Origin of the sequence: Rudaea cellulosilytica DSM 22992, assembly GCF_000378125.1 — a bacterium.
Classification (GTDB): domain Bacteria; phylum Pseudomonadota; class Gammaproteobacteria; order Xanthomonadales; family Rhodanobacteraceae; genus Rudaea; species Rudaea cellulosilytica.
In genome coordinates, this window is record NZ_KB899241.1 from 1,818,107 (window position 1) to 1,835,414 (window position 17,308).

At 59.8% G+C, this 17,308-nt stretch carries 16 protein-coding genes; 8 read left to right on the forward strand and 8 right to left on the reverse strand.

All coding sequences use genetic code 11. The features are described from left to right. Positions 1 to 96: 96 nt before the first annotated feature. The 6 genes from F455_RS20155 to tfpZ all read right to left on the reverse strand — a co-directional run bounded on the left by F455_RS20155 (position 97) and on the right by tfpZ (position 8,329). Complete coding sequence (locus F455_RS20155) at positions 97 to 1,188, reverse strand: glycosyltransferase (RefSeq protein WP_018972778.1); 1,092 nt, start codon at positions 1,186 to 1,188, stop codon at positions 97 to 99. Then, complete coding sequence (locus F455_RS0108070; protein ID WP_083918836.1) at positions 1,185 to 3,470, reverse strand: FkbM family methyltransferase; 2,286 nt, start codon at positions 3,468 to 3,470, stop codon at positions 1,185 to 1,187. Before F455_RS0108070 ends, F455_RS20155 begins: the two co-directional genes overlap by 4 nt. A gap of 130 nt (positions 3,471 to 3,600) precedes the next feature. Continuing rightward, on the reverse strand, positions 3,601 to 4,452 hold the full coding sequence (locus tag F455_RS22430; RefSeq protein ID WP_157578537.1) for a methyltransferase domain-containing protein: 852 nt from the start codon (positions 4,450 to 4,452) through the stop codon (positions 3,601 to 3,603). Positions 4,453 to 4,711: 259 nt separating this feature from the next. Continuing rightward, positions 4,712 to 6,637 carry a hypothetical protein gene (locus tag F455_RS0108080; protein WP_018972780.1) on the reverse strand — a complete coding sequence of 642 codons (1,926 nt, stop codon included), beginning with the start codon at positions 6,635 to 6,637 and terminating at the stop codon, positions 4,712 to 4,714. Positions 6,638 to 6,712: 75 nt separating this feature from the next. Further along, positions 6,713 to 7,171, reverse strand: coding sequence for a pilin (locus F455_RS0108085; protein WP_281167377.1), 459 nt, complete (start codon positions 7,169 to 7,171; stop codon positions 6,713 to 6,715). A 414-nt stretch (positions 7,172 to 7,585) separates the two neighbouring features. Then, positions 7,586 to 8,329 (reverse strand): TfpX/TfpZ family type IV pilin accessory protein, encoded by a 744-nt coding sequence (tfpZ, locus tag F455_RS20160; protein ID WP_018972782.1) that lies wholly within the window; start codon positions 8,327 to 8,329, stop codon positions 7,586 to 7,588. Positions 8,330 to 8,646: 317 nt separating this feature from the next. On the opposite strand from tfpZ, the gene gap reads away from it, so the two are divergent. The 3 genes from gap to F455_RS20165 all read left to right on the forward strand — a co-directional run bounded on the left by gap (position 8,647) and on the right by F455_RS20165 (position 10,478). Further along, entirely contained in the window at positions 8,647 to 9,660 is a 1,014-nt protein-coding gene (gene gap, locus F455_RS0108095; protein WP_018972783.1) for a type I glyceraldehyde-3-phosphate dehydrogenase, read from the forward strand. Between the two features lie 7 nt (positions 9,661 to 9,667). Then, on the forward strand, positions 9,668 to 9,802 hold the full coding sequence (locus F455_RS23545) for a hypothetical protein (protein WP_281167378.1): 135 nt from the start codon (positions 9,668 to 9,670) through the stop codon (positions 9,800 to 9,802). 154 nt (positions 9,803 to 9,956) lie between these two features. Further along, positions 9,957 to 10,478 (forward strand): hypothetical protein, encoded by a 522-nt coding sequence (locus F455_RS20165; protein ID WP_018972784.1) that lies wholly within the window; start codon positions 9,957 to 9,959, stop codon positions 10,476 to 10,478. Positions 10,479 to 10,487: 9 nt separating this feature from the next. On the opposite strand, the gene F455_RS0108110 is transcribed toward F455_RS20165, so the two are convergent. Both F455_RS0108110 and F455_RS0108120 read right to left on the reverse strand, forming a co-directional pair. Beyond that, on the reverse strand, positions 10,488 to 12,239 hold the full coding sequence (locus F455_RS0108110; RefSeq protein ID WP_018972785.1) for a cation:proton antiporter: 1,752 nt from the start codon (positions 12,237 to 12,239) through the stop codon (positions 10,488 to 10,490). Positions 12,240 to 12,392: 153 nt separating this feature from the next. Beyond that, entirely contained in the window at positions 12,393 to 13,028 is a 636-nt protein-coding gene (locus F455_RS0108120) for a hypothetical protein (RefSeq protein WP_018972787.1), read from the reverse strand. Between the two features lie 120 nt (positions 13,029 to 13,148). On the opposite strand from F455_RS0108120, the gene F455_RS0108125 reads away from it, so the two are divergent. The 5 genes from F455_RS0108125 to F455_RS21940 all read left to right on the forward strand — a co-directional run bounded on the left by F455_RS0108125 (position 13,149) and on the right by F455_RS21940 (position 17,282). Continuing rightward, complete coding sequence (locus F455_RS0108125; protein ID WP_026293192.1) at positions 13,149 to 14,327, forward strand: phosphoglycerate kinase; 1,179 nt, start codon at positions 13,149 to 13,151, stop codon at positions 14,325 to 14,327. Between the two features lie 141 nt (positions 14,328 to 14,468). Beyond that, entirely contained in the window at positions 14,469 to 15,152 is a 684-nt protein-coding gene (locus F455_RS0108130; RefSeq protein WP_018972789.1) for an HAD hydrolase-like protein, read from the forward strand. Positions 15,153 to 15,216: 64 nt separating this feature from the next. Further along, entirely contained in the window at positions 15,217 to 15,681 is a 465-nt protein-coding gene (locus tag F455_RS0108135; RefSeq protein WP_018972790.1) for an ATP-dependent zinc protease family protein, read from the forward strand. 55 nt (positions 15,682 to 15,736) lie between these two features. Continuing rightward, the gene (gene rimK / locus F455_RS0108140) at positions 15,737 to 16,633 is read left to right on the forward strand and encodes a 30S ribosomal protein S6--L-glutamate ligase (RefSeq protein ID WP_018972791.1); all 897 of its coding nucleotides are present in this window, start codon (positions 15,737 to 15,739) and stop codon (positions 16,631 to 16,633) included. 118 nt (positions 16,634 to 16,751) lie between these two features. Further along, positions 16,752 to 17,282 (forward strand): hypothetical protein, encoded by a 531-nt coding sequence (locus F455_RS21940; protein WP_018972792.1) that lies wholly within the window; start codon positions 16,752 to 16,754, stop codon positions 17,280 to 17,282. Positions 17,283 to 17,308 lie beyond the last annotated feature (26 nt).

Sequence of the window (17,308 nt, forward strand, 5' to 3'; positions counted from 1 at the left end):
AATGTTCACAGTCGGAAGTCGTGACACGTGTCGAACGTTGTGGGAGGAGTGAAGGAGCTGAGGCACGATCGGAAAGACCGGCAATTACCCAAAGTGTCAGATAGGGTTCGAAGTTTGAGGAAAAAGCACTGACAGGTATTTTTCTGCAACCCGATCGATATCGAATTGACGCAGGTAATCGCCCGCATCCGGAAACTGCACTTTTCCTGTAAGTATCTGCTCGATTGCAGCGGCGAGCGCTTGATCATCACCGACCGGCACAAGTGTGCCATATTTGCCGTCTGCCAGTACTTCGCGCACCCCGCCGGGGCAGTCTGTGGCGATGATGGGACAGCCGCAGGCAAGGGCTTCAAGTAAAACGATACCGAATCCTTCATAGCGGGCGGTGTGCACGAAAGCGGAGGCTTCGAGCATATAGCGTTGAGGGTCGGGGATGAATCCAATAAAAGTTACATCATCTTCAATGTCGAGTTCCTTCGTTTGGAACTGCAGCGCTTGGAGTAGCGAGCCTTCACCGAGAACCACGAGTCTCGCATCGAGATGTTTGCGGGCGTTGGCAAAGGCGCGCAGCAGTGTGGCATGATCTTTTTGTGGTTCGAGTCGCCCACACGCGAGTACCAAGGGTTTGATCTTTGCTCGTATACGTTCCGAAGGCGATACGAAAAAGGGTAAGGGGTTATGAACAACATGCACGCGCGATGGCGCAACCAATCTATTTTTTAGCAGGCTTTGACGCACGCCATTGGAAATTGCAATTACCTCGTCCGCTCTGCGATAGAGTAGTCCAGCAGCCAATCTGTTTGCTGTAGTCTGCCATCGCTTGCTCGACTGCATGTCGAATTCCGTGAGACTGGCCTCGCAGGTCACTACTCGAGTGTCAGTCAAGGCTAGCATCGCCGCGAGCAATGCACAGATATTGGCGGTGAAAACCGTTGCGAGGAGTGCATCCGGGCGCTCGCAGCGTAGATAGCGTGCCAAGGCGAACACTGCCCTAAGGGTCTTGTGCTTGTGAAGCTTAATCAAACGCACGCCGGGTGGTACGCAATCGAGTAACTGTCCCTTGTCGATCGCTATAACAAGATCGCAACGCAGGCCGCGGGAGACGAATCGATCGGCCAATGCCAACATCACTCGTTCGGCTCCGCCGCCGTCGAGTGACGGCAGAAAAATGGCGATATGTTCGCTCATTCTGCAGCCTTGGCAGCGTACAGGACGATGTCGCAGTAACACTCTGGCAGGCGCTCCAAAGGTTCGTATTTATATGGTTCGCTACAGTAGCTCCAAAAACGATAGCCGAGTTCACTGAGCACTTGAGCGAGATCGGCTACTGAATGGCCGTACCGCCCCAACGCTATGGGATTGATTTCCATAATCAAGGTGGGCTTGCAGAGATTGAAAAATCTGCGACCACCTCGCAAAGCGGCAATCTCGGCACCCTCGATATCCATTTTGACGACAGCCCTGCATTCTGCAACTGTCGTGCCCAGAAGTTCATCCAGCATAGCAACGGGAGTCGTCAATGCGGCGGCCATATTCGCAGAATTGGCTGGTAACAAATGAGCTTCGCCTAGATTTTCGTCAGGCACTACCATTTTCATGGTCGTAGCGTTGTCTGCAACGGCGACCTGCAAAACCCTCCATTTTCCTTGCCGCGTCTCTTGCAAGGTACGCTCAATACACTCGGCCAATTTCGGCTGTGGTTCGATTGCAATGATCTCGGCAGCAGCGTGCAATCGACGGCTGGCAATCGCAGTAAAGGCTCCTTGGTTGGCGCCGACATCGATGAACAAGTCCGCATTAACAGACAACGTTTCAATCAGTGACGAGAGGGTGGATCCTTGGCTCAGTTCTTGGATCGCATACAAAGCCCCAGGATCTTCGAGATCGAGCCAAGCTGGATGTCCTCGGATTATAAGTCGTGCAACTCCACCTCGATTCCAAAATTGCAAAAATTTGTAAACGCCATGACCAAAAATTATAGTTTTGGTGCCGACGTATCGATTGTATAGACGCACGTAGTGACAAAAGAGCCGCATGCCTAAATTGAACTGGTCAACAATGGCTTGTTCGGAAGTCCAGGCTAGAACTCGCTCGGTGTAAATCCAATTGCCGGTCCCGCGGTATTCAACCAATCGGCGTAGAAACTTTTTAAGGGCGCTAATTCTATTGGCCGAGGGGCGGAGAAAACGTTTCAACATGATGCATGTAGTCCCCAATGAAATGACCCAAAGATCGCCGCATGCCACAGCAATGATCGCCCCGTAGGCACCCCATTGCGGAATGAGCAGCACTAGTAGCAGAAACGAAATGCATACTCCGCCGATCTCGATTAAGTTGCGGCTTTTCTGCAAGTCCCCTGTGGTCAGCAGGGCAGTTACAAATTGGCGCAGGCAACTGGTGATGACGATCGGGCACATCCAATGCAACAGAGGTTGCACATGTGCAAAACCTTTCCCGAATAACCACGGCGCGAGAGGTGCAAGCAACCAGAGTAGGGATGCTGCGACAAGCGCATAAACAAACACGGCGGTCAGCATGACGCTAATCAAGCGGTCGGTTCGCACGTCGGCGATTCGAAATAGCCGCGGCGCGGCAGCAAGGACCAGGCCATTCACCGGCAGGGTCGCCGCCATCACAATACGGTATGCAGCGGCATAGGGTCCCGTCGCCGCGTCGCCGGCTAGGCGCAAAAGAATCGTCTTGTCCAGCTCATTACCTGCAGTAAGCGCCACACTACTGACGGCATAGGGCAGCCCTTCTCGGAGCGTGTCGCTAATCGAGGACGAGGACTTCAAATCACCGCGGCGCGGCCACGCCACATACAGGGTGATTCCGGTAATGACGATGATCCAGGCCACATAAAGCTGCGCGAACGAGGAAACATCGTGTAAGCCGAACCATAGAGCGAAAACCGCAGCTGCCAATCGTGAGACAGGCGCAAGTGTGCCGATCGTGCTCGACAAAAATATCCGCTCTTCGGCCATATAGCGATAGACCAGCGGCTGCAACGCCGGGGCGATCAGTACTTCGGCTGCAGCGAGACAAGCTAGCGCACCTAATGGCACGATTGCCCCGAGCAGGACAACCGAAAATGGCCACACCAAGGCGAACAACAAGAGTCCACTCAGCAAGTAGGCGCGTTCGGTGGCTGCGAGCCTGCCACACAGTTCGCCGCCGCGTACGCCATGCCGGACGAAGGCTACTCCACTGCCCAAACCGGTGAATTGTCCGCAGGTCATGAACAGCGCGACCGATCCTGCGAGTGAGCCGTAGCCTTCCGCGCCTAGTATTCGAGTCAGGACCATCAAGTTCAGCGCCTGCAGGGCAACCCGCACCAAATTCCACGTGCTCGCGTGCGCGGTATTGCGCGCTATCCGCCCAGGGCGCCAGCGAGCGAGACTAGCTAGAAACCGTTTTGGCAGCACGGTGGGCCGGAGACGCGGGCCGTTGCGAGGAGCTTTATTGTGCACGCGAGATTGGCATAATGAAACCCCGCCAAGGTGCGATCATCAATTGCCGACGGCAATGCACGAGGGTTGATGACTGCAGGATGGCGTTTCTAGCCGGCTGGCTGGTGGTCACGATAGGCATTGCGTTCTTTCATGCTTGAGACACTTGCCCTATGGTTTGCCGTGAAGCCTGACTTCGATTACGTTCTTGGAGAGGGGCTGCACTCCGGTGCAATAGAAGATATCCGCCGGAAGTGATTCGATCCTGCGCCTCCATGCCCAGAAAAGGCTTCGCGAGGTGTTTTGAGACAGGCGCGCTTTCGATGCGAACGCAACTGCATTCATTGAATCCGGATGCATGGGCAAGTGTGCGATGCGTGGCAAACGGCTCGCGGTTCAATAGATATGCCCGGCGCCCCATGAACAGGCGCCACAGCCAGTCCGGACAAGCCCAGTGTCCATCCCACGCTCGAAACAAAGAGTGCGATCGAAAGTCGATATGATGCGAAGCATAGCCGCCCGGTCGCAGCCAGCGGAACATAGCCGCATAAGCCTCGGGCAGATTCGCGACATGCTCCATCACTGCGTTCGTCAGAATGAAATCCACGGACCCAGCGTCGGCATCGGCCACGTATTCCCAAGGAGCCCGATAATCAATGATCGAGGGATCCCTGTGTTTGCCACTGACCAAAGTTCTCAGCCATGCTAGCCGATCATCAGCAAGAGCTTTGCGCATTCGCTCTCTGCTCAGAATCTCGTGCGGAAAGGTATGGTCGGGCAAATCTGGAACGATTTCCGGAAACTGTCTGCGATCCGGGATGGGCGCTTCACGGCGGAACAGTTCGACTAGGCCATCGAAGACCCGAAGGTTCGCGGCGGCGTTAGCATGTGCCACAGTATCGAGCGCAATGCAACGAGTTGCGCCGCTGAGGAGCGCGGCAAGCCCGACGCCAATTGAATCGCCTGGTCCAAGTTCGGCCACCGTGTTCGGAAACCGGTTCATACCGGCGCCTCGTGCTAGTACGAGATGGCGTAGCCAGATGCAATAACAGTACTCCGCCGAGATCGTGCCACCGGTACCCTTGTACAGGGACTGCGGGATGGCGGGAACGAAACTGAGGAGGCCATACGCCAATTGTCTGAAGTTCAAGGTGTGTTCCGGCGATGCGAGGGGTATTCGAACGTATTGGCGCCGACGCGTTTCAATTCCTCGAACAGTCCGTCGCGATCTACGCGATCTAAGTAACGTGCAGAGTCAGCATTTATGGTGACGCGCTTATTTTCGATACATCGTTGGCCAAGTCTCGCAGCGCCCGGTCGTATAACCCTGCTTTGTTTAGCTGCTTTGCCAAGTCCAAATGCTTCTGCGCCTCCTGCACGTTGCCCAAGGCGAGAGCCAACTGTGTCACGTCCATTTGAAACAACGGATTGGTAGGGTCCTCCGCCGTCGCGGCTAGTGCAAGGCTCACCGCGGATTGAGCGTCGTGCAGGCGCTGAAATTGATAGTGCGCGAAATTACTCAGGATGGCCGCGCGTATCGAGTGTGTGAACACTGGATTATCGAGTGCGGAATAGACGAGCTTCTCCATTTGTGTGATATCAATGCGTAGCGAACCGTCGGTCGCGGCTTTAAGTACAGTGAGGAAAGGGTTGATGTCCGCTCGCAGCTCGTTCTTTATCCGTCGTGCGAGATCGTCGATAGCGCTGGGTGGCAGTTCCTTGCCATCGCGCCCCATGATCATGAGGGCGCTTGAAGCGCTATAGATATCAGCGCTATCCATGGCTTTTACTCTCTCAAAATAGGGCAATGCTTCGTCTTCCGACTTGCTGCGCTCGCCGGCCGCGGTTCCAGTGAAGATGATTTCCTGGCCCATGACATATAGGGCGCGGCTAGATTGTGGATGGTGATCCAGCTCGCTCTTGGCAAGCTGCATTTCGCTGCTCCAGTCGTAGGCCCGGGCTGCGGTAATGCCGAGCGGCACGAGCAGCATAGCCACGCACATGCATGCAATCAGGCGCGATGGCAGCGATGCGACCTTTGGGCCAATCCAGCAAGCCAGTCCAAGCAGGAAACCCGCCATTGGCAGGTAGTTGCGATGATCGAATACCAGTTCCAGAGGGAGTATGGTCGACTCCATCGAGTGTCCAGCGAGGAACCACAGAATGGCGAATGAAAAGGCGGGTGCGCGGCGGCGGTAAATCAGTGCAGATACGACCAAGACTACCCAGAATACAATGCAGTACAGTGTGGATGGCGGTTGCAACAGCCCACTCGATTTGACGAAATCGTCATGAAAAATGCCCATCCATGCTGGCAGCGGTATGAAGGTCCAAGCGATGTAGTCTGTAAGGATGCGTGCCTCCGACATCAGCCGCTCGGTCAGAGTGAAATCTCGTCCAGTGTACCCGGCCAGTAGCCATTGCGGATGGGTTGCCAAGTACGCGGAGAACAGCACGAGTGGCAGCGCCAGCGTCAGTACGAAAAAGACGCTGATGGCAAGGCGCTGCACGTGCTGCGGGGCTGCAAACCGGAAACAGACGAATTCCACGACGAATGCGTAGGCGAAGAGCAGCGCACCGTTTTCTTTACTCAGGATGGCGAGAGGGAGCGCAAGGATCAGTCCTCCCAGCGCTAGAACAAGGCCACGCTCACTGCGTGCTATTCGCAGGCGTCCTTCCACGTAGGCAAACAGCCCCAGCAGGCAAAACAGCGCGCTCAGCAGATTCATACGCTGCACGACGTACAACACGTTGCTCACATGCAGCGGATGCGCGAGCCAAATCGCTGTCGCAATCAGTGCCATTGCATCCGAACGGCTATTTCTCTCGGCTGTCGGATTTACAAGCCGTGGGCTGATCCTCTGCGCAATCAGGAAAAACAGTATGCCATTGAGAAGGTGCAGGAGCAGATTGACGGCTTTGAATGCGAACGGGCTAAGACCGAACAAGGCATTATCGAGCCCAAACGACAGCATGCTGATTGGCCGGCGCAAGATGCCGGAACTCGACGAGAAGGCAAGCGTCAGCCAGTGCTGCAGCGAGTTTCCTGAATTACGCAGTGCTGGGTTGTTGACGATTGCGGGAAAATCGTCGAGCACGAATCCGCCCACCAGGCCGCGGGCGTAGGCGAGAAGGCAAAGCAAGAGCACGCCGGCAAGCAGTTTTTTCGGTGAGACGAGGTATTGCATTGATAAGAAAGATAATGGGCAAAAAGAAGCCCCGCGAACAGGGCGGGGCTTCTAAGCGTTAGGCTTGCAGTGCCGTTAGCGGCAGAAACCAGGGAGGTACTTCTTCGGCGTGGTAGTGGCGGAACTGTTGCACGTCCATTCGATCGGCTTGTCGACTGCGGATGCAGCTGGCGTCAATTCGAAAGTCGTGCCGGCGGCAGTGGCCAGTTCCGGCTTGTTGGCAATTGCGATGTCAATCTTGCCACTTGTCACGGTCAATCCGGCATTGTAGGTGCTGGTTGCCGCGCTGCAGCCTGCGGCGCCGATTGTGGCCGGCAGTGAACCCTTGGTCTGATAATACTCGGCTACCGAGTTCTTGCAGGCGTCAGCGGCTACGATGACTTCCGACACTTTTGCGCGGATCGTATAGTCCGAATACGCCGGCAGCGCGATGGCGGCCAGGATGGCGATGATCGCGATGACGATCATCAGTTCGATCAGGGTGAAGCCTTTCTGCATCTTTTTCATGGGAGTTCCTCGTTGTTCATGGATCATGGGCTCGCATTCGATCGGGCTCGGTAAGGCCGCCCTAACCCTTGGCCCCCGGCCAAGTTCGATCGAATGCGCGGGATATGTTCAGCAAGCGTTGTGCCAAGCGACCGATGTCACGATCCAACTTTTCGGAATAACAAGCAGTTAGCGATTTCTTTGGATAGCGCGTCCGAAATCGCCAATACCGTCAATGAATCTCGAAAATGTGACGAATCTCACGATGTGACGCGATGCGTCACAAACTGCCGTGTAGCGGCGGGCTGTTCGTGTCACATGCATTTTTACGCGAAACCGAAACGCGATTCTCGACACGGTATCCAAGCGGTCTGCGATGGCGGACAAAAGCGCTTCCTTTACTAAGGACGCAGCAAAGTGAATGCGTGGCGCAGGTGGAATGAATGCCGGCCGCCATATCTTTCACCATGGATTGATCGAGACGGCATCGAGCGGCAGCTTACTCGTCGTAGACAGGATCATCGTATACGAGCTAGTGCGGCCGATTAGCGGCAGATATACGAGTTGGCCGATCGAAGACTGGCTGCCTGCGAGGTAGTGATCGATGACAGCCTTGTTGGCTGACGATTTTGCGGCCAATTCGGCGAGCGGTTTGGCCTTGGTTTGCATCGCCTCGGCGACCTCGGCATAAGGCACGTAATATTTAGGGAATTTTTCCAGGTCCTTGCCGGCAATGCTGGAAAAGGCCAGATCATTTTTTTCCTTGATGTCGGTAGGCAGTATGGCACCGGCCAAGCGCGGACCGGTCCAAGAACGCGTCGAGAATTCCGGTTGCTTGGCTTGGGCCAGGTCGGCATCTTCAAGATCGTTGGCGTAGACGGGGATGAAACGATCGAGGGCGGCAACGATAAACACCGGCCGCGCCTGTGCAATCACCGATAGCCCATAGAGGAATGCCACAGCCTGCAGTACAGCAATACAGGCGAGATCGAAGCTTAGCCCTTTCTTTCCAGCCTTGTAGACCACGAACGTCAGCAGCGGGCCGATGACGATATCCACGCCCATGATTAGCAGCATGAGGTTGCTGCCACCGGCGACCTGGAAGTACGGATGCGGATACCAGACGAAATAGATCAAACAACCAACTAGGGTTGCGATGACCAGGCTGATGCCGAGATGGATGCCGGAGACTTGGAAACGGTTCATTGGTGCATGCTGGCGTGGCCGAATTCCGCGCAGGATAACTGTATCGCGGATAGCCGAAAACAGGCCGCAGGTCTGCATATGCGGCGCGTGGGCGCGACAGCAGGCGCGACGATCCGACATGAATCGACGTGCGCATGAACCCAGCGGCGGCACGGTTGCCACTCTCTGCGCCACCGCGGTGACACGCGCAAGCGCCTCCGCGACATCCCGTCGCGCTGGGCTTGGCCGGCCGTGACGAGGTAAACTTTACTTCGGAAATCGGGGCGGGCGCAGCTTGCCCCGCACGGTTTCTCTTTCCCTCCCGAGGAGTTTCGCCCATGTCTGTGAAAGTCGCCATCAATGGCTATGGCCGCATCGGCCGCAATGTGCTGCGCGCGCTGTACGAGGCGGGCCGCACCAACGAGATCGAAGTCGTCGCGGTGAACGACCTGGGCGATGCGGAAACCAACGCGCACCTGACCCAGTACGACACGGCGCACGGGCGCTTCTCGCATGAGGTCAAGGTCGAGGGCGGCGATATCGTCATCGGCAAGGACAAGATCAAGGTCTGCGCTGAGCGCGATCCGTCCAAACTGCCGTGGAAGGATCTCGGCGTCGACGTGGTGCTCGAGTGCACCGGCCTGTTCACCTCGAAGGCCAAGGCGTCGGCGCACATCGCCGCGGGCGCGAAGAAGGTGATCATCTCGGCGCCGGGCGAGAAGGACGTGGACGGCACCTTCGTCTATGGCGTCAACCACGACAAGATCACGGCCAAGGACCAGGTCATCTCGAACGCCTCGTGCACGACGAACTGCCTCGCGCCGCTGGCCTGGGCGATCAACCAGAAGATCGGCATCGTCCACGGCCTGATGACGACGATCCACTCCTACACGAACGACCAGGTGCTGACCGACGTGTTCCACAAGGACCTGCGTCGCGCGCGTTCGGCGACGATGAGCCAGATTCCGACCAAGACCGGCGCCGCGGCCGCGGTCGGCCTCGTACTGCCGGAATTGAACGGCAAGCTCGACGGCTTCGCGATGCGCGTGCCGACGATCAACGTTTCCGTCGTCGACCTCGTTTTTGTCGCCAAGCGCGCGACGAGCAAGGAGGAAATCGACGCGGTCGTCAAGGAAGCGAGCGAAGGTCGCTTGAAGGGCATCCTTGGCATCAACAGGAAGCCGCTCGTTTCGGTCGACTTCAACCACAACCCGCTGTCGTCGATCTACGACGAGACGCAGACGCGCGTGATCGACGGCACGCTGGTCAAGGTGCTGTCGTGGTACGACAACGAGTGGGGTTTCTCGAACCGCATGCTCGACATGACGCTGGCGCTGGCCAACGCCAAATAACCGCGCAATGCCTCCCTTCTTCGGGTGGGAGAAGGGAAGCGCTTCGATTCTGCGGCGCGTGGCGATTCACGAATCTGAATCGCCGTCGCTGCATGCCTTCTTCGGGCTCGACATGACGCTGGCGCTGGCCAACGCCAAATAACCGCGCAATGCCTCCCTTCTTCGGGTGGGAGAAGGGAAGCGCTTCGATTCTGCGGCGCGTGGCGATTCACGAATCTGAATCGCCGTCGCTGCATGCCTTCTTCGGGTCGCAGCCTGCTGCTAGGCTCGGACCACCCTCGAAGAAGGAGTTTCCCATGCGCATCATTACCAAGATGGCCCTGCTCACGGGAGCGGCACTGCTCTGGTCCGGCGCGGCGAGCGCGCGCGAGATCACCTGCGAGATGAATTTCGACCTGTCCGGCTGGTCGGCCTTCTACAAGACCGCGTCCGGCCACGGCCTGATCAGCTGCAGCAACGGTGCGAAGATGAAGGTCGATATCCGCACCAAGGGCGGCGGCATCACCTTCGGCAAGTCGGAAATCAAAAACGGCTACGGCAAGTTCACTCACCTGTACGATATCGAGGACGTGCTCGGCAGTTACGCGACGGCCGGCGCGCATGCCGGCGCAGTCGACTCGGCCGAGGCGCAGGCGATGACCAAAGGACCCGTCTCGCTCGCCATTTCCGGCAAGGGCAAGGGCTGGGATCTGGGCTTCGCCTTCGGCAAATTCACGATCCTGCGGCCCGGTGCAAATCCGGATGCGGACGAGGACGAAAAAGAGGATGCTCCCCAGCCGCAAGAAGCCGTGACGCATCCGTTGGGGAACAACCCCTAGCGCACGGGTTCAGCGCGCATCTTTTTCCGACTGAATCGTCTCCAGCAGCGCGATCTGTAGGCGCGAGTGCAGCTTGACCAGCGTGCGCCAGAGCAGGGCGAGGACGAGCGCACTGCCGACGAGGACGGCGACGAGCAGTTCGGCCGGCGGCAGAATCGATGACGACAGCGCGCTGACGAGCAGCAGCATGGCTGCCGTCGTCACCAGCGGCAATACTTCAGCGACGATGCGTCGCGCGGCCTGGCTGCGTCGGCCGCTGCCGCGCACGCTGACCTCGGCGAGCATCATCGCCAGCGCCTTGAGCTTGCGATAGGCGGCGATCAGGAACGGCAGCGAGACGAGCAGGGCCGCGCCCCAGATCAGCGCGTGCTCGATCGCGCGGTTCGCGATCCACGCGGACAGGTCGAGCGCGCGCGACGAAGCGAGATAGGCGCCGCCGCCGAAGATCGCAGCGACAAGGCAGAAATTGACGAAGGCCTGCAACAGGATGCGCCGCACCATCGCGGCGATCACGGCGCGGTCGCCGTCGAAGCGCAGGCCCTGCAGCCATTCGGTATACATGTGCAGAATGCGGCGAAAGCCGCCCGGCGTCGCCTGCACGAGCCGGTGGGCTAGCGGGTCGGCCCAACGGATCAGGTACGGCGTCAGCAGCGTGGTCAGCGCCGATACGGCGACCGCGACCGGATAGAGAAAGCCGCTAGTCACCTTCAAGGTCGCACCGAGCGTAGCGATGATGAACGAGAACTCGCCGATCTGCGCGAGGCTCATGCCGATGCGCATCGAGTCGCGCCCGCTCTGGCCCGCGGCGAATGCGCCGAACGTGCGCGCGAGGGTCTTGCCGAGCACGATCGCGAGCGTGATCACCGCGATCGGCCAGGCGTAGTCGACGAGCACATGCGGATCGAGCAGCAGTCCGATGGTGACGAAGAACACTGCCGAGAACATGTCGCGGATCGGCTCGATCAGGTGTTCGATGCGGCGCAGCGACTTGGCTTCGGCGATGATCACGCCGATCGTGAACGCGCCGAGCGCGACCGAGTAGCCGAGCTTGATCACGACGAGGCAGAAGCCGAACAGCAGGCCGAGCACGCTGACCAGCAGCATCTCGTTGCGGTTGATGCGCGCGATGAAATCGAGCAGGCGCGGCACGGTGAGGATGCCGACGACGAGCGAGGCGACGAGGAACACGGTCAGCTTGCCGAACGTGGACAGCACTTCGCCGGCCTCGACGCTGCCGGTCTTGGCGACGCTCGACAGCAGCGCGACCATGCAGATTGCGAGCACATCCTCGATGATGAGGATGCCGAACACGGTCTGCGCAAACTTCTCGCGGCGCAGGCCGAGTTCGTCGAGCGCTTTGATCGTGATCGTGGTCGAGGAGATCGACAGCATCGTGCCGAGGAACAACGCGTCCATGTTGCGCCAGCCGAAGGCAAGGCCGATCTCGTAGCCAAGCCAGATCATCGTAACGATGCCGACGAGCGCGGCGATCAGCGCGGTCGCGCCGACCTGGCGCAGACGCTTGAGCGAGAATTCGAGGCCGAGCGAGAACAGCAGGAAGACCACGCCGAGCTCGCCGAGCGTGCGCGTGGATTCCTCGTCGGTGATCAGCGCGTACGGAGGCGTGTGCGGGCCGATCAGCACGCCGGCGGCGATGTAGCCGAGCACGACCGGCTGGCGCAGCAAATGGAAGACGACCGTCACTACGCCGGCAGTCAGCATGATGATGGCGAGATCGTGGATGAAGGCGACAGTATGCATGCGCTCTCGCGTTCGACTTGCCTCATCTTCGCGGATCGCGCGGCATTGGGCAATGCGCGGCAGGCTCACATCCTCAAACACGAGGACAACGAAATGATGCGGTCGTTCCAGGTGCTGCCGGCCTCGGCCTGACGGCGCTTCCCCGGATTCCGCTCACGTCCCGGGTGATTTCATCCCGAGGAGCATGATTGGCTTGAGTTTGGCCCAGGCGAGTACGCCGAAATAGAACGTGCCGAAGGCGAGCACTGTCCACGGCTTCTCTACCCACAGGCCGCTGCCGGGCAGGTGCATGTCCGCGATCACCTGCGGCGTGATGCCGAACTTGGGAAACGGCAGGAACACTGTGGCGAATGCGCCGGCGAGGTAGGCCATGCCCGAGACGATCCAGTTGCCGAGCATGCGCTGCATTTTCGCCTCCATCTGCGCACGCGAGGTGAACAACTGCAGGAAACGGCTGACGAACAGCCAGAGGAAGGCCCAGATCGGCCAGGCGCTGCCGAATGCCAACGAGAATCCGAGCACGAACATCAGGTAGAAGGCCGTCAGTCCGGCGAGGGACAGCGCGCGCTTGATGCGCGACACGTCTTGCATGCCGAAGACCACCGCGGTGAACGCGCCCGAGTGCATGACGATGAACTCGATCAGCATCAGCAGCATCAGATCGCGCACGCGGGCATAGCCGATCAGACCCGGCGCTATCCAGGCGCAGAGAAAAGTGGCGGCGGTGATCAGGTCGGGCAGCGCGTTGAACGCGCGCACCAACGGACCCTCGTAGTCTTGATCCTGCATGACGCCCCCTGCGACCCGTGGGATATTCATTGGCACAAATTGTGCCAATGGCGCCGCCTTGAGCGCGCAGCGGGTAAAATGTCTCTCCCTTCTTTCCACGAACCTGGGCAGGAACCGCGCATGGCCATACTTCGCATGACTTCACTCGACCTCAAGGGCAAGCGCGTGTTGATCCGCGAGGATTTGAACGTGCCGCTCAAGGACGGCAAGATCGCCGCGAGCCAGCGCCTCGAAGCCGCGCTGCCGACGATCAAGCTCGCTCGGGATGCGGGCGCGCGCGTGATGGTCATGTCGCATCTTGGGCGACCCAAGGAAGGACATTTCAACGAGAACGAATCGCTTGCGCCGGTCGCGGCGTGGCTCGGCCAAGCGCTCGGCCAACCGGTGCGCCTGCTGCGCGACTACTTGAACGGCGAAACGGTCGACGTCGCGCCGGGCGAGGTTGTGCTGCTCGAAAACTGCCGCTTCAACGTCGGCGAGGAAAAGGACGACGCGACGCTGGCCGAGCGCTATGCGATGCTCTGCGAGATCTTCGTCATGGACGCGTTCGGCACCGCGCATCGCGCGCAGGCCTCCACGCACGGCGTCATCCGCCGCGCCCATGTCGCCTGCGGCGGCCCGCTGCTGATGGCCGAACTCGACGCGCTCGGCAAGGCGCTCGAGCATCCGAAGCGCCCGCTGCTCGCGATCGTCGCCGGCTCGAAGGTCTCGACCAAGCTTGAACTGCTGCAAAGCCTGATTGCGAAAGTGGACCAGCTAATCGTCGGCGGCGGCATCGCCAACACATTCATTGCGGCGGCCGGGCATTCCGTCGGCAAGTCGCTGTACGAGGCCGACCTGATCCCGATCGCGCAGAAAATCATCGCCGACGCGAAGGCGCGTGGCGCCGACGTACCGATTCCCGAGGACGTTGTCGTCGCGCCCGAGTTCAAGGCCGACGCGCCGGCGACAGTGAAGAAGGTTGCCGAAGTCGCGCCCGGGGACATGATTCTCGACATCGGTCCGGCGACTGCGTTGCGCTACGCCGAACTGATCGAAAAGGCCGGCAGCGTGGTCTGGAACGGCCCGGTCGGTGTGTTCGAGTTCGACGCGTTCGGCAAGGGCACCGAGACGATCGCGCATGCGATCTTCCGCTCGAACGCATTCTCGATCGCCGGCGGCGGCGACACGCTCGCCGCGGTCGAGAAGTACGACGTGGCCGACGGCATTTCCTATATCTCGACCGGCGGCGGCGCCTTCCTCGAATTCCTCGAGGGCAAGGAACTGCCGGCCGTGGCCGCTTTGAAAGCGCGCGCGTGAAACCTCTGACTAAACTACTACGCTCGGCAGCTCACGCACCGGCGGTGCTCGGAATCCTCATTTACGACCAGTAAACTCCGGTTCCTGCGCTCCGGCGACGCGCGACCTGCCTTCGCTCGCTACGTTTATTCAGAGGTTCCATTGTTCAGCGGAGAAACCAAGCTCGTCCTGTTCGACCTCGACGGCACGCTGATCGATTCGGAAGTCGGCATCGTTGCTTCGATCGAATACGCGCTGACCGAACTCGGTGCGCCGCTTCCGCCGCGCGAGGAATTGCGCAAATGGATCGGGCCGCCGCTGCGCGCGACGTTTCCGTTCGCGCTCGGCGACGATACGGAAACCATCGAGCGCGCGGTCGCGCTGTATCGCGAGCGCTTCACCGAGATCGGCTGGCGTGAATATGTTGTGTACGCGGGCATCGCCGAGACGATCGATACGCTGGCGCGCAGCGGTGTCAAACTTGCCGTGGTCACTTCCAAGGTGGATCTTTATGCCGGCAAGATCGTCGCCAGCCTGCCGTTCGGCGCGCATTTCGCGAGCGTCTACGCGGCTGCTGCGGGCAGCGCGCACAGCGAGAAGGCGACATTGATTGCGCGTGCGCTCGGCGACTTCGGCGTCGACGCGCGCGACACGGTCATGGTGGGCGATCGTCATTTCGACATCGACGGCGCACTCGCCAACCGCGTGCATGCGCTCGGGGTGACCTGGGGTTTCGGCGGCCGGGAGGAACTCGCGGCGGCAGGCGCGCACGCGATCGCCGAATCGCCGCGGGAACTCGCCTCGTTGCTGTCGGGTTGCGCACGCGCGAGAGCGGTTTCGCGCTGAGTGCAAGAATCCCGTAACGCAGGATTTGCGATGATGTCGGCCGAACCTGCAACGAGATCTCGTCGTGACTTCAACCCCGCCCATCGTCATCGGCTGGCGCGAATGGCTGGCTTTGCCTGAACTGGGCATTCCAGCGATCAAGGCCAAGATCGATACCGGCGCGCGCACCTCCTCGCTGCACGTCGATACGCTGGTCGTGGATGAGCGCGATAGTGTGACTTGGCTGCATTTCAGTGTTTCCGCGACCGGGCGCAGGCATGCTCTGCCGGTGCGATGCTCGGCACCAGCGATCGCGCGCCGCACGGTGACCGACTCGGGCGGTCATGCGACCCTGCGCTGGTTCATCCGCACGCGCATCGAACTCGGCGGAGCCTGCTTCGAGACGGAAATCAACCTGACCGACCGCCGCAACATGCTGTTTCCGATGCTGCTCGGCCGTAGCGGGCTCGGTGACCGCTTTGCCGTCGATCCGGCGGCCTCCTACTGCTGCGGTCGGCTGAAATCGAGGAAAATGGGAAACGCTGCCTGATCCAATGCCTGCCTGCGCGTCCGCAGTGATCGCCCTTGAGTAGATCGGAAACCCAATGAAAATCGCGATCCTTTCGCGTAACGCCAAGCTTTATTCGACGGTCAGCCTGATCAAGGCAGCGCGCAAGCGCGGCCATCGCGTGCGCGTGCTCGATCCGCTGCGCTGCTACATGCGCATCGAGCCGGGCAAGTTCCTCATGCGCTACAAGAGCCGCCCGCTCAACGGCATCGACGCGGTGATCCCGCGCATCGGCAATTCGATCACTTTCTATGGCACCGCGGTGCTGCGCCAGTTCGAGATGATGGGCGTGTATACCCCGAATTCTTCCGACGCTGTGCTGCGCGCGCGTGACAAGCTGCGCTCCATGCAACTGCTCGCGCGCGAGAACATCGGCTTGCCCGCGACCGTGTTCGGCGACAACCCCGACGACACCGCCGACCTGCTCGCCCTGCTCGGCGATGCCCCGCACGTGATCAAGCTCAACGAGGGCGCGCAAGGGCAGGGCGTGCTGCTCGCCGAGAAGCGCAGCGCCTCCCAGGGCATGATCGAGGCGTTCCGCGGTCTCTATGCGAACTTCCTCGTGCAGGAATACATCAAGGAAGCCAAGGGCGCGGACATCCGCTGCTTCGTCGTCGGCGGCAAGGTCGTCGCCGCAATGCAGCGCCAGGCGCGCGAGGGCGAGTTCCGCTCGAACCTGCACCGCGGCGGCATTGCGACCGTGGTCGATCTCGACAGCGCGGAAATCGATACCGCGGTGCGCGCCGCCCGCGTGATGGGGCTCAACATCGCCGGCGTCGACCTGCTGCGTTCGAAGCGTGGGCCGCTCGTGCTCGAGGTCAATTCCTCGCCCGGGCTCGAGGGCATCGAGGGCACGACCGCGGTCGACATCGCCGGGGAAATCATCGAATACCTCGAGCGGCGCGTGCGCCAGCGGACGGCACGCAAGCGCTGATCTGTTCGGCCCGGTTCGGCCCGATTTTGACTTACGAAGGTCTTCGTTGACATCCTCGCGGAATTGGAACTACGATGCGCTACGTAGTCCTTCCATTCATCACAATCGGGGGTTCACCGTGAAACAGTTTTTCCGTCATCTGGCCCTGCTCGCGTCCGTGCAGGTACTTGGTCTGGGCTTGGCCATGGCCTCGGACAAGGTCGTCGAAAAGCCGGTCGCGGCCGATACGCCGGAGAAGTTCGCTGCGACGGCCGCACAGATCCGCAAGGAAATGGGCGCCGAGGGCCGCTACGAGTTCATTCGCGCCGACGACAAGGCCAAGGCCGACGCTGACCTCGACACCATCGCCGCGATGCTGCAGAAGGCTGGCTCGGTATCGGCGATGTCGCAAAGTGACCAGGTGCAGCTGTTCAACACCCAGGAACATCTCAACGGCATTCTGACCCACAGCGACCGCAACCGTCTGGTTTGCGAGCGCCGCGCGCCGGTCGGCACGAATATTCCGCAAAATACTTGCAAGACCGTGGCGGAAATCGAGAAGATGCGTCGGGACTCGCAGAAATACATGAACGATCATTCGCGGGATGCGAATAGCAACAGCGCGGCGATGAACAGGATCGGCGGGGACTCCGCTAAAGGCGCTCACTGATCTCTGACTTGTGAGAATATCGGCAT

Coding starts and splice junctions, on each gene's coding strand:
- F455_RS20155 (WP_018972778.1), bottom strand. CDS start 1,188: ATGAGCGAACATATCGCCATTTTTCTGCCGTCACTCGACGGCGGCGGA.
- F455_RS22430 (WP_157578537.1), bottom strand. CDS start 4,452: ATGAACCGGTTTCCGAACACGGTGGCCGAACTTGGACCAGGCGATTCA.
- F455_RS0108080 (WP_018972780.1), bottom strand. CDS start 6,637: ATGCAATACCTCGTCTCACCGAAAAAACTGCTTGCCGGCGTGCTCTTG.
- F455_RS0108085 (WP_281167377.1), bottom strand. CDS start 7,171: ATGATCCATGAACAACGAGGAACTCCCATGAAAAAGATGCAGAAAGGC.
- tfpZ (WP_018972782.1), bottom strand. CDS start 8,329: ATGAACCGTTTCCAAGTCTCCGGCATCCATCTCGGCATCAGCCTGGTC.
- gap (WP_018972783.1), top strand. CDS start 8,647: ATGTCTGTGAAAGTCGCCATCAATGGCTATGGCCGCATCGGCCGCAAT.
- F455_RS23545 (WP_281167378.1), top strand. CDS start 9,668: ATGCCTCCCTTCTTCGGGTGGGAGAAGGGAAGCGCTTCGATTCTGCGG.
- F455_RS20165 (WP_018972784.1), top strand. CDS start 9,957: ATGCGCATCATTACCAAGATGGCCCTGCTCACGGGAGCGGCACTGCTC.
- F455_RS0108110 (WP_018972785.1), bottom strand. CDS start 12,239: ATGCATACTGTCGCCTTCATCCACGATCTCGCCATCATCATGCTGACT.
- F455_RS0108120 (WP_018972787.1), bottom strand. CDS start 13,028: ATGCAGGATCAAGACTACGAGGGTCCGTTGGTGCGCGCGTTCAACGCG.
- F455_RS0108125 (WP_026293192.1), top strand. CDS start 13,149: ATGGCCATACTTCGCATGACTTCACTCGACCTCAAGGGCAAGCGCGTG.
- rimK (WP_018972791.1), top strand. CDS start 15,737: ATGAAAATCGCGATCCTTTCGCGTAACGCCAAGCTTTATTCGACGGTC.